We start from the raw sequence: 11,963 nt of genomic DNA, 5'->3' as shown, positions 1-11,963 counted from the left end.
GAAGCATGCCGGCCGGGAGGACGAACAATGCCGGAATTCCGCACGGTCGACGCGGGGAACGCGAAGATCCGGGTGGCTGTGGAGGGTGAGGGGCCGCTGGTCCTGATGGTCCATGGCTTTCCCGAGAGCTGGTACTCCTGGCGCCACCAGATCGGGCCGATCGCCGAGGCGGGGTTCACCGCCGCGGCGATGGACGTGCGCGGGTACGGCGGCTCGGACAAGCCGAAGAGCGTCGACGCCTACTCGATGGAGCAGCTCACCGGCGACGTGGCGGGCGTCGCCAAGGCGCTGCAGCCCGACGCGCCGGCGATCCTGATCGGCCACGACTGGGGCGCGCCCATCGTCTGGAACACCGCCCTCAGCCGGCCCGAGGCGATCAGTGCGGTCGCCGGCCTGTCGGTGCCCTATACCGGCGTCCCGGCCCGGCCGTTCACGGAGATCTTCGCCGAGGCCTTCACCAGCAAGGGCATCTTCTTCTACCAGGCCTGGTTCCAGGACGTGGGGCCGCCCGAGGCCGAGGCGGAAGCCGACGTCCGCGACTTCCTGCGCAAGTTCTACTACGGCATCTGCGGCGACGCCCCACCCGGCACCTGGCCGCTGAAGAAGCACGGCGCGAGCCTGCTCGAAGGGATGGTGGATCCCGACCCGTTCCCGGCCTGGCTGACCCCGGAGGACCTCGACTACTACGTCGCCGAGTTCGAGAGCTCGGGCTTCTTCGGGCCCATCAGCCGCTACCGGAACCACGAGCGCGACTTCGAATGGCTGCAGGCCTTCAAGGATCGCAAGCTCGAGATGCCGACCCTGCTGATCGGCGGCGACCGCGATCCCGCGTTCAACGGCTTCGGCCGCATTCCCGACCCGTCCGCCCTGATGCGCCAGCACGCGACCGACCTGCGCGGCGCGCACGTGCTCCCGGGCTGCGGACATTGGACCCAGCAGGAGCGGCCGGCCGAGACCACCGCGATCCTGCTCGACTGGCTGAAAGGGCTCTGACCATGGCTGATCTGGAACTTCGGCAGGACGGCGACGTCATCTGGGCGACCATGAACCGGCCCGACCGGCTGAACGCCCTGTCGCGCAACCTGGTGACCGAGCTGCGCGAGTTCTTCGTCGATCTCTACTGGCGGCGGGACGTTCGGGTGGTGGTGTTGCAGGGCGCGGGCAAGGCGTTCTGCGCCGGGCTCGACCTGAAGGAGAGCAACGATCCGGGCGGCTCCCAGCGCTCCATCGGCGCCGGGCTCACCCGGCAGCGCGAGATCAGCGAGATCGTCATCGCCATGCGGCGCTGCCCGCAGCCGATCATCGCCTGCGTGAACGGCGCGGCGGCGGGCGGCGGTTTCGCCCTGGCCCTGGCCTCGGACGTGCGGATCGCCACGCCGAACCTGCGCATGAACGCCGCCTTCATCCGCATTGGTCTCTCGGCCTGCGACATCGGGGTCAGCTACTTCCTGCCGCGGATGGTCGGCTCGTCCGTGGCCGCGGAGTACATGCTGACAGGCCGGTTCATCGACGCCGAGCGGGCCTACCAGCTCGGCCTGGTCAGCCGCGTCGTGCCCCAGGAGCAGCTCGAAGCCGAGGCTCAGGGCTTCGTCGACGACATGCTGCATGCAACGCCTCTTGGCCTGCGTCTCACCAAGGAGGCGCTGAACCACGCCATCGACGCGCAGGGGCTGGAAGCGGCGATCGCCATGGAGGATCGCAACCAGATCCTGGCCAGCTCGGACGGCGACTTCGGCGAGGGCGTCCGGGCGTTCCTGGAGAAGCGCCGGCCTCAGTACACGCGCCGGGAGGGCTGAACGTGATCGAGCTCTGGCACTGTCCTGACGCGCGTTCGTTCCGGCCGCTGTGGGCGCTGGAGGAGCTGGGGCTAGAGTACAGGCTTCACCTGCTGCCGTTCCCGCCGCGCGTCCGTGAGCCGGCCTACCTGGAGGTCAATCCGCTCGGCACCATCCCCGCGATGCGCGACGGGGAGACCTTCATGACCGAGAGCGCCGCCATCGTGCAGTACCTGGCCACGCGCTACGGCCCCAGCGATCTGGCGGTGGCCGTCGACGAGGCCGACTACGGCGCCTGGCTGAACTGGCTGCACTTCGGCGAGGCGACGCTGACCTTCCCGCAGACCCTGGTGCTCCGCTACCGCAGGTTCGAGCCGGGCAAGGCCGAGGTGGTCGCCGACGACTACGCGAAATGGTTCCTCTCCCGCCTCCGGCAGGTGGACCGCGCGCTTGCGGACGGCCGGGAATGGCTCTGCGCCGGTCGCTTCACGGGCGCCGATATTTCAGTGGGTTACGCCCTGCTGCTCGCGCGGACCCTAAAGCTGGACGCGGACTTCTCGCCTGCCATCGCCGCGTACTGGGAACGGCTGCGCGAGCGGCCCGGCTTCAAGGCCGCCAAGAAGGCCCAGAAGATCGAACTCGATGAGGCGCTGTCGTCGTGATCACGCTCTTCGACCACCCGCTCTCGCCCTACGCGCAGAAGGTCAAGATCAGCCTGATCGAGAAGGGCCTGGCGTTCGAGGCCGTGCTCCCGGGCGGGCTGGGGGCCGGCGGCGCGGCCGGCGCGTTCGTTGAGGCCAATCCGCGGGCCGAGGTGCCGGCCATCCTGGACGGCGACGTTCGCGTCTTCGATTCCACGATCATCCTGGAGTACCTCGACGACGCCTACCCGACCCCGCCGATGCGTCCCACCAGCCCCGCGGAGCGGGCGCGGGTCCGGATGCTCGAAGAGGTGATGGACACCCACTTCGAGGCCATCAACTGGGGCCTGTCCGAGATCCGCTGGTTCCGAAGGGCCGAGGGCGCCTCCGCCGAGGCGCTGACGGCGGCGGCGCGCCGTCAGACCGCGGGCTTCTACGCCTGGCTGGAACGCCAGCTCGGCGACCGGACTTGGTTCAACGGCGAGACGTTCGGCTGGGGCGACCTCAGCGTCGTCCCTTACCTCAACGGTTCGGTGGGACACGGACACCCGCCGCCGGCCGGCTCGAAGCTGGCGGCCTGGCTCGCCCGGGCGAACGAACGTCCCTCGGTAGCGGCATGTGTCGCCGACATCGCCGCGCTCAATGCGGGAGGCCCCGTGATGACCAACGTCGCCGAACTCGTGGAGAAGGGGCTGTTCAAGCGCGAGTACCGCGACCACCGGCTGGAATGGATGATCAAGTCGGGCGGCGTCGAGGTGGTCCTGAAGGGGCTGGAGCGCGACAACATCCGCTTCGCGCCCGACTTCGGCTGAGTGGCGCGGAAATCCGCCCGACCTTGACGTGGCGTCCCCGTTGCGGCCCCCGGCCGCTGGCGTAGGCTCCGGCCGGACAACGATACGAGGAAACCGGCCATGAGCCCCGCCGACGACCAGGCGGCCGCCCCGACGCTGGCGCCGTTCAAGCCCCTGCCGCAGAAGGCCCCCGACCTTTCCGTCGAGAAGACGCCGGACGGGACCTACTACGTCCGATCCAACCATCCGCCGGCGGATGGGCCACGGTCGATCGCGCACCTCCTGGCCGAGCGCGCCGCCGAGCATCCCGACCGGCCTTACATCCTGCAGCGTGAACCCGGTCACGGGCCCTGGCGCGGGGTCACCTACGGCGAGGCCAAGCGGGCGGCGGACGGCATCGCGCAGTGGCTGCTCGACCAGGGCCTCACCGGCGCCGACAGCGTCATGGTGCTTTCCGCCAACTCGGTCGAGCACGCGCTGATGATGCTGGGCTGCTACACGGCCGGCGTGCCGATCGCCCCGATCAGTCCGGCCTACAGCCTGATCTCCACCGACCACGCCAAGCTGAAGCACTGCTTCGCCACCGTCCGGCCCAAGGCGGTTTTCGCCCAGGACAGCGCCATGTTCGCGCGGGCGTTCGAGACGCTGAAAAGCCTTGATCCGACCCTCCGGTTCATCACGGTCGACGGGGGGGCGGGTACGACGCCGCTGTCCGAGCTCACCGCCACCGAGCCGACCGCCGCCGTGGAAGCCGCGCGCGAGGCGCTGAACCACGGGACGGTGGCCAAGTATCTGTTCACCTCCGGCTCCACCGGTATGCCCAAGGGCGTGCCGCAGACGCATGGCATGTTCGCGGGCGTCATCGCGGGCACCGAAGGCCTGCGGGACGAGCCGGCGGACCCCGATGTCGTTCCGCAGTCGCTGGAATGGATGCCCTGGAGCCACATCTCGGCCGGCAACATCAGCTTCAACGGCGCCATGTGGGCGGGGGCGACCCTCCACCTGGACGAAGGCAAGCCGATCCCGGGCCAGTTCGAGACCACCATCAAGAACCTCTACGAGGTCTCGCCCATGGTGTTCGGCTCCGCGCCGGTGGCCTTCGGCATGCTGGTGGAGGCCATGGAGCGCGACCCGGCGCTCCGGAAGAGCTTCTTCAAGAACCTGCGCAGCATGGGCTACGGCGGCGCGACCCTGTCGACGGATGTGTCCGAGCGGCTTCAGCGGCTGGCGGTCGCCGAGACCGGCCATCGCATCCCGCTGACGACGATGTACGGCGCCACCGAGACCCAGGGTGTCACGGTGGTGCACTGGATCACCGAGCTCGTGGGCCTGATCGGCCTGCCGCTGCCGGGCATCACCCTGAAGCTCGTGCCCAACGGCTCGAAGCTGGAGGTGCGGGTCAAGGGGCCGACGGTGACGACCGGCTACCACAACGATCCCGAGAAGACGGCCGCCGCCTTCGACGAGGAAGGCTTCTACAAGCTGGGCGACGCCTGCCGCTTCCTGGACCCCGAGCGCCCCGAACTGGGCCTGGTGTTCGACGGACGCGTCACCGAGGACTTCAAGCTGGATTCCGGCACCTGGGTCTCGGTCGGCACCCTGCGGCCCGAGCTGGTCGCCGCCTGCAGCCCCTATGCGTTCGACATGGTGATCGCCGGCCAGGACAAGCCCTTCGCCTCGGCGCTGATCTGGCCGTCGCCGGCGGCGCTGCCGACCCTGGGCGAGAACCCGCTGGCGAAGCTGAACGAGGTGCTGAAGGAACGGATCGCCGATTTCAACAAGACCTCCGGCGGCTCGTCGCGGCGCATCGCCCGCTTCGCCGTGATGCTGGAGCCGCCGTCCATCGACGCGGGCGAGATCACCGACAAGGGCTATGTGAACCAGCGCGCCACGCTGGAGAACCGCAAGGCGCTGGTCGACGCGATCTATGCTAATCCGCCGGGGCCAGGGGTGGTGGTCGTCTAGATGTCGGAGATCATCCTCCACCACTACGATACGTCGCCCTTCTCGGAGAAGGTGCGGCTGATGCTCGGCGTGAAGGGGCTGGCGTGGCGCTCGGTCATCCAGCCGGTGATCATGCCGAAGCCGGACCTGATCCCGCTGACGGGCGGCTATCGCCGCATCCCGGTGATGCAGATCGGGGCGGACGTCTATTGCGACAGCCAGGTGATCCTGGCCGAGCTCGAGCGCCGCTTCCCGGACCCGGCGGTGGTGCGTGGGGCTGACTGGGCGGTGAACCTCTGGGCGGACCGGCTGTGGTTCCAGGCCAGCGTGGCGGTGATCTTCGGCGAGATCGGCGACGCCGTGCCGAAGGAGTTCGTCGCCGACCGCGAGAAACTTTCGGGCCGCCCGTTCGACGTGGCGGCGATGAAGGCTGCGGCGCCGTTCATGCGGGCCCAATGGCGCGCCTACGCCGCCTGGATCGAAGACGGTTTGACGACTGCGGATTTCCTGGGGGGCGCCGCGCCGTCCCTGGCCGATTTGGCCGCCTGGATGAATGTCTGGTGGACCGGGGCAGCGGCGCCCGCCCAGGCGCAGGCCATGCTGGCCGGCTTCGGCCGGACGCAGCGTTGGATCGAACGTCTCCGCGCAATTGGTCACGGACGCCGCAGCGCGATGGCGCCGGGCGACGCGCTCCAGGCGGCCCTGACGGCGACGCCGGACGAGGGTGTCGCTTGCGACCCGGATGATCCGTCGGGTCTGAAGCGCGGGGACAAGGTGGTGGTGCAGGCCGACGACTACGGCCGCGACCCTGTCGAGGGGATACTCGTGGGCCTGACCCGAGACCGCGTCACCCTGGCTCGCGAATGCGGTGAGCTGGACGTGACGCACGTGCATTTTCCGCGCGCCGGCTATGTGCTGGCGCGCCGCTAGGAGGACCTTACGATGAACGACCGCGTGAGCGTGGACATCCAGGGCGGCGTCGCCGACGTGCGCCTGATCCGCACCGACAAGATGAACGCCCTGGACAACGCCATGTTCGAGGCTCTGATCCAGACGGGCGAGCGCCTAAAGGGCGAGGCGGGCCTGCGGGCGGTGGTGCTGTCGGGCGAGGGGCGGGCGTTCTGCGCCGGCCTCGACATGGGCAACTTCTCGCAGATGGCGTCGGGCGAGCGCGCGAAGGGGCAGGGCACGACGGGTGCGCTAGTCACGGCCAACCGCACGCCGGGCGGCTCCAACCGCGCCCAGCACGCGGTGATGGTGTGGCGCGAGATCCCGGTGCCGGTGATCGCCGCGGTGCACGGGGTGGCCTTCGGCGGCGGCTTCCAGCTCGCCTGTGGCCCCGACATGCGCTTCGTGGCCCCCGACACCAAGATGTCGGTCATGGAGATCAAGTGGGGCCTGGTGCCGGACATGGCCGGCCTGGTGCTGATGCGTCAGCTGGTTCGTGACGACATCGCCCGCGAGCTGACCTATTCGGGCCGGATCTTCTCTGGCGAGGAGGCGCTGCAGCTCGGCTTCGCCACGCGGCTGACCGCCGATCCGCGGGCCGAGGCGTTGGCCTATGCGAGGGACGTGGCCGGGAAGAACCCGCATGCGATCCGCGCCGCCAAGCGGCTGCTGAATCTGGCCGCCGAGGCCGATCAGCGGGAAATCCTGATGGAGGAGAGCCGCGAACAGACCGCGCTCATCGGCTCGCCCAATCAGGTGGAGGCCGTGATGGCCAACATGCAGAAGCGCGCGCCGAACTTCGCCGAGGCCGAGGTGGAAACCCCGGCGCCGATCCCCTTCGGCGCGGGCTGAGGCCTTACGAGCCCGGCGTCTGGGTCGCGAGGGCGGCGAGCTTCGGATCGCCGCTCCGCACCATCGCCGTGCGATAGGTGTTGCGGACGCAGGCGCGGTGGGCGTCGATGAGCGTCGTCATCACCGCTTCCTTGGCGCAGGCGCGGTTGGCCGCCTTCCAGACTTCCTTGGAAATCTGCTCGGGCGCCTTTCCGGCGATGGGCAGGGCGCTGGTTTCGGCGAGAGCCGGCGCGGCCAGGAGGGCGCTCGCGGCGGCGGTCAGGGCGAGAACTCGCATCATCATGGTCGTACCTCTGTGATTCAGGGCCAACCCGATCCGGAACGCTCCTCCTGCCGGTGCGGATCTCAAGGTCCAGCTTGCGGCTACGCGATCAGATAGTCGTGGTACGCGAACTCGCAAGGGCCGCTCCGCTATGACGCGAAGCGGCCCTGCGGGAGTGGATTAGTTGGAAGCCAGTTCGAGCTTCGCCGCGGCGGCGAGGGCCGGGTCATTGGCCTTGGAGACCGCCTGGGCGATCGCGGCCTTGAAGCACGAGGCGTACATCTCGCGCGGGAAGCTCGCGCCGACGGTGGCCTGACGGCAGACCTTCTTGGCGGCGGCGGAGATCTCGGTGTGGAGTTGCTCGGTCGACTTGCCCGCGGTGGCGATGCGCACGGACTGGGCGGCGGCCGGCGAGGCGACCAGGGCGGCGACGGCGGCGACGGTCAGGAGACGGATCATGGTTTCGCTCTATGGATCAGGGTTGCTTCAACCCCTTTCCGGCGTTCCTCTCGGTCAGGCGTCGGAGACTGCCGCTCACGATCTAACCTCTACCGATGCCTCATGATTCCGCCGTTCCCAGCAGGGCGCAAGCGCAAAATTGCTGCGTCGCAGCAACAATGTTGCGTCGCAAGGTGAACAATGATCACCCGCGGCCGATGAACGGCATCTGCGTGGCCATCACGGTCATGAACTGAACGTTCGCCGAGAGCGGCAGGCCGGCCATGTAGAGGACGGCGTCGGCGACCGCCGAGACGTCCATCACCGGCTCAGGTTTCAGCGACCCGTCGGCCTGTGGGACGCCCTTCGCGATCGCTTGCGTCATAAGGGTTTGCGCGTTTCCGATGTCGATCTGGCCGCAGGCGATGTCGTAGGCGCGGCCGTCGAGCGAGGTCGACCGCGTCAGGCCGGTGATCGCGTGCTTGGTGGCGGTATAGGCGATCGACCGCGGGCGTGGCGAATGGGCGGAGATCGAGCCGTTGTTGATGATCCGCCCGCCCCGCGGATCCTGGCTCTTCATGAGGCGGAATGCCGCACGGGTGCACAGGAAGGCGCCGGTCAGGTTCACGTCGACCACCCGCTTCCAGTGGTCCAGGGCGTGATCCTCAATGGCCACCGGCGGCGCGCCAGTGCCTGCGTTGTTGAACAGGAGGTCGAGGCGCCCGAACCGGTCGGCGGTGGCCATGAACAGCGCGTCCACCGACGCCTCGTCGGCCACGTCCGTGGGCTGGACGAGGCTCTGGCCACCCTGAGCCAGCCCGGCGGTTTCCTCGAGCTGCTCGCGTCGACGGCCCGCCAGGACGACGCTCCAGTCCTGTCGCAGTAGCGCCAGGGACACAGCCCGACCGATACCCGAACCGGCCCCGGTGACGATGGCGACCTTTGGCATTGCGCTCTCCCGCGGGCGTCTTTAGCCCTCGCCCCCACCTGCCATACCAGAGATACGAGGACCATGGCCGAGCTGCCCCCGCCGCCGACCGAAGTCGAGATCGTCGTTGTTCATCCGCCCCGACTGGCGCCCCTGGGGGGCGAAGCCGTCTTCAGCGCGGTGCGGATCACGCCCGAGACGCTCCGGGCCGAGCCGCGGCTGGACGAGGCGCTGAAGACCGCGCCCGGCGTGTCGCTGTTCCGGCGCACGGGCAGCGGCGCGGCCAATCCCACCACCCAGGGACTTTCCCTTCGCGCCATCGCGCCATCGGGCGCGGGGCGGGCGCTGGTGACTCTCGATGGCGCGCCGCAGAACGATCCGTTCGGCGGCTGGGTGATCTGGAGCGCCCTTCCATCGGAGGGCGTCGAAACGGCCACGGTCGTCCGCGGCGCCGGGGCGGGTCCGTTCGGCGCGGGCGCGCTGACCGGCGTCGTCGCCCTGGAGGAGCGCGCGGCGGTCCGGGGCCTGGCGGCGGCCGAGGTCTCCGCCGGGTCGCGGGACAGCTACCGCGGCGTCGTATCGGGCGGCCTGCCGGGGGTGTTCGCGACCGTCTCGGCGTCCCGGTCTGATGGCTACCACGCGGTGCGCGGCCCGCGACGCGGGGCGGCCGACGCACGCCTTCGGCTCGACGACGCGTCTGCGGCGTTGCGGGTGCAGCACGATTTCGACGGGCTGGAGGCCGCGGTTCGCGTGGCCGCGTTCCAGGTGAACCAGCAGGCGGGACTTGTCGGCGCGCGATCGAACGCCTCGGGGGCGTCGCTGACGGTCACGCTGGCGCAGCCGGCAGACGAGGGGGTGGGGGGCTGGCGGCTCCAGGGCTGGGCCCGGGCCAGCGAGCTGGAGAACAGCTCGGTCGCGGTCGCCGCCAATCGCGCCACGACGACGCCGGCCAACGACCAGTACGACACGCCCGCGGTAGGCTATGGCCTGAACGCGGCCTGGCAGGGGCGGCAGGGTCCGCTCGCCTGGGAAGTCGGCGCCGACATGCGGCTGACCGACGGCAAGGCCAAGGAACTGTTCCGGTTCATGAACGGCGCCTTCACTCGCGACCGGACCGCGGGCGGTCGGACGTTCGTAGCGGGCACCTACCTCGAGGCGGCGCTCGACGACGGGCCTCTTTTGGCGACGGCAGGCATCCGGGTGGATCGGACGCGCGCCTACGACGCTGTCCGGATCGAGCGGGATACGGCGACGGGAGCCGTCCTGTTGAATCAGGGAGGACCGGACCGCTCCGATACGGCGCCGACAGGGCGTCTTGGTCTGCGCTACGAACTGGCGGAGGGACTCCACGTGCGGGGCGCGGCCTATGCCGCTTTCCGGGCGCCGACCCTCAACGAACTGCACCGGCCGTTCCGGGTAGGCAACGACATCACCGAGGCCAATCCGACTCTCAAGCCTGAGACCCTGCAGGGCGTCGAGGCCGGCCTGTCCGGTGAGGGCGCGGTCCGTTGGGCCGCCACGGTGTTCTACAACCGGCTCAAGGATCCCATCACCAACGTCACCATCGGCGTCGGACCCGGCAATTTCCCCACGGCGGGCTTCGTGCCGGCCGGCGGTACGCTGCGGCAGCGCCGGAACGCCGGGGAGATCGAGGCCTGGGGACTCGAAGGCGAGGCGTCTGGCGAGATGGGCCGGACGTTCGATTGGCGGGTGGCCGCCGCCTACACCGACGCCGAGGTCGATGGAGGCGCGAGCGCGCGCCAGCTCACGGGACTGCGACCGGCGCAGACCCCGAAGTGGACGGTGACGGCCGGAATGGCCTACCGCCCCATGTCCGCGCTCTCGCTCTCGATGGATGCGCGCTACGAGAGCGCCCGGTGGGAGGATGACCTCAATACGCGCCGTCTCGGCGCCGGGGTTCAGCTGGACGCGCGCGCCGGATGGCGGGTCTCCGAGACGCTGGAAGCGTTCGTTTCGGCGGAGAACCTCTTCGACGACAACATCGAGGTCGGCGAGACCGCCGACGGCGTCGAGAGCTACTCGGCGCCGCGGACGATCCGGGTCGGGGTCAGCTTCCGCCGCTGATCACTCGGCTTTCGGGGGGGCGGCCGCACCGCCCAGCATCGCCGCGAACTCCGGGCGGATGTCCTTGGAGCCCTTTTCGGCGATGTGCTGAGCGATGCGGGCCCCCATGGCGGCCATGGTCTGGCCGGAGAACTCGGCCTTCTTACCGCCCACCCAGGCGATCGATGCCTCCCGGTTCTCGTTGAGCTGCTGGAACTTTGGGGCGACGTAGCGGGCGATGAGCTCGTAGCTCAGCTTCTTCTGTTCCCACGGGGCCCAGTTGTGGTCCATGAGCAGGAAGGCGCCGAAGCCGCCGCTCTCGTCCACGAGCTGCTGGATCCTGTTCGCGGCGTCCTCGGGCGTGCCGATCACGGCGGTGCCGCTTTCGATCAGCGCCTTCACCGGGTCGGGGCCCTCGGGCACGACGGGCAGGTTCGCGATCTCCCGGAAATAGTAGATCCACTTCTCCAGGCCGAAGCGGATGTCTTCCATGGCCTGCTCGCGGGTGGGCGCAATGTGCATAGGTCCCACGAGCCGCCAGGCCTGGCGGTCCATGGTCTTTCCGTGGTCGGCCGCCAGGTCGGTGGCGATGTTCCAGTTGGAGGCCAGGGCGCTGAACCCGGCCGTGCCCGTCGCGCCCAGCGACAGGAGGCCCAGGCCGTGGCGGCCGGCGGCGCGCGCGCCGGTCGGCGACACCTGGCTCGCCACCGCGATTTCCACCGACGGGCGAGAGTAGGGCGTCATCTGCAGGCGGGCCTGCCAGAGCTCGAACCAGTCGGACTTGTGCGTGACCTCCTCGCCGCGAAGCAGGCGGACCAGGACGTCCAGGGCCTCGTCCATGCGGTCGCGCTGCTTCTCCGGCGGGATGCCCATCATCCGCGCATCCGAGATCAGCGCGCCCGGTCCGACGCCGAACATCACCCGGCCCCGGGTCATGTGGTCGAGCTGGTTGATGCGGTCGGCCAGCATCAGCGGATGGTGGTAGGGCAGGGACGAGACTCCGGTGCCCAGGCGGATGTGCTTCGTGCGCTCGGCGGCGGCGGCGATGAACAGCTCGGGGCTGGCGATCAGCTCGTAGCCCGCCGAATGGTGCTCGCCGATCCAGGCCTCCTCGAAGCCCAGCCGATCCATGTGCTCGACCAGCTCCAGGTCGCGCTGGAGGGCGAGCGTCGGGTTCTCGTCGACGGGATGAAAGGGGGCGATGAAGGCGCCGAAGCGCAGGCGCGGGCCGAACATGAGGATCCTCCGGAGCCGCGGTTCGTCCGCGGGCTGTCGGCTGGAGGATAGCGACGGTTCCCGCGTCTCGCGAGGCTGTCGCAG

At 69.7% G+C, this 11,963-nt stretch carries 12 protein-coding genes; 8 read left to right on the top strand and 4 right to left on the bottom strand.

Annotated elements, in window-relative coordinates:
* Positions 1-27 precede the first annotated feature (27 nt).
* The 7 genes from DJ019_RS19585 to DJ019_RS19555 all read left to right on the top strand — a co-directional run bounded on the left by DJ019_RS19585 (position 28) and on the right by DJ019_RS19555 (position 6,951).
* On the top strand, positions 28-993 hold the full coding sequence (locus tag DJ019_RS19585; RefSeq protein WP_111278300.1) for an alpha/beta fold hydrolase: 966 nt from the start codon (positions 28-30) through the stop codon (positions 991-993).
* Positions 994-995: 2 nt separating this feature from the next.
* Positions 996-1,796, top strand: coding sequence for an enoyl-CoA hydratase/isomerase family protein (locus DJ019_RS19580; RefSeq protein ID WP_111278298.1), 801 nt, complete (start codon positions 996-998; stop codon positions 1,794-1,796).
* A gap of 2 nt (positions 1,797-1,798) precedes the next feature.
* Positions 1,799-2,437, top strand: a complete 639-nt coding sequence (locus tag DJ019_RS19575) for a glutathione S-transferase family protein (RefSeq protein ID WP_111278295.1) — start codon at positions 1,799-1,801, stop codon at positions 2,435-2,437.
* Entirely contained in the window at positions 2,434-3,228 is a 795-nt protein-coding gene (locus tag DJ019_RS19570; RefSeq protein ID WP_111278291.1) for a glutathione S-transferase family protein, read from the top strand. Before DJ019_RS19575 ends, DJ019_RS19570 begins: the two co-directional genes overlap by 4 nt.
* A 99-nt stretch (positions 3,229-3,327) precedes the next feature.
* On the top strand, positions 3,328-5,172 hold the full coding sequence (locus DJ019_RS19565) for an AMP-binding protein (RefSeq protein WP_111278288.1): 1,845 nt from the start codon (positions 3,328-3,330) through the stop codon (positions 5,170-5,172).
* Positions 5,173-6,081 (top strand): glutathione S-transferase family protein, encoded by a 909-nt coding sequence (locus DJ019_RS19560; protein WP_111278286.1) that lies wholly within the window; start codon positions 5,173-5,175, stop codon positions 6,079-6,081.
* Positions 6,082-6,093: 12 nt separating this feature from the next.
* On the top strand, positions 6,094-6,951 hold the full coding sequence (locus DJ019_RS19555; RefSeq protein ID WP_111278283.1) for a crotonase/enoyl-CoA hydratase family protein: 858 nt from the start codon (positions 6,094-6,096) through the stop codon (positions 6,949-6,951).
* Positions 6,952-6,955: 4 nt separating this feature from the next.
* Here the strand turns inward: DJ019_RS19555 and DJ019_RS19550 are convergent, their stop codons facing one another.
* From DJ019_RS19550 to DJ019_RS19540, 3 genes are all read right to left on the bottom strand, one after another.
* Complete coding sequence (locus tag DJ019_RS19550; RefSeq protein WP_111278280.1) at positions 6,956-7,234, bottom strand: hypothetical protein; 279 nt, start codon at positions 7,232-7,234, stop codon at positions 6,956-6,958.
* A 159-nt stretch (positions 7,235-7,393) separates the two neighbouring features.
* The gene (locus DJ019_RS19545) at positions 7,394-7,672 is read right to left on the bottom strand and encodes a hypothetical protein (RefSeq protein WP_111278277.1); all 279 of its coding nucleotides are present in this window, start codon (positions 7,670-7,672) and stop codon (positions 7,394-7,396) included.
* A 184-nt stretch (positions 7,673-7,856) separates the two neighbouring features.
* Positions 7,857-8,600, bottom strand: coding sequence for an SDR family oxidoreductase (locus tag DJ019_RS19540; RefSeq protein WP_111278275.1), 744 nt, complete (start codon positions 8,598-8,600; stop codon positions 7,857-7,859).
* 63 nt (positions 8,601-8,663) lie between these two features.
* Here DJ019_RS19540 and DJ019_RS19535 point away from each other — a divergent pair, with 63 nt between their 5' ends.
* The gene (locus DJ019_RS19535; protein WP_111278272.1) at positions 8,664-10,664 is read left to right on the top strand and encodes a TonB-dependent receptor; all 2,001 of its coding nucleotides are present in this window, start codon (positions 8,664-8,666) and stop codon (positions 10,662-10,664) included.
* On the opposite strand, the gene DJ019_RS19530 is transcribed toward DJ019_RS19535, so the two are convergent.
* The gene (locus DJ019_RS19530; RefSeq protein WP_111278269.1) at positions 10,665-11,879 is read right to left on the bottom strand and encodes an LLM class flavin-dependent oxidoreductase; all 1,215 of its coding nucleotides are present in this window, start codon (positions 11,877-11,879) and stop codon (positions 10,665-10,667) included.
* Between the last annotated feature and the right edge of the window lie 84 nt (positions 11,880-11,963).

Source organism: Phenylobacterium kunshanense (assembly GCF_003254525.1).
Taxonomy (GTDB): domain Bacteria; phylum Pseudomonadota; class Alphaproteobacteria; order Caulobacterales; family Caulobacteraceae; genus Phenylobacterium; species Phenylobacterium kunshanense.
This window is presented reverse-complemented; position numbering and strand designations above follow the sequence as displayed.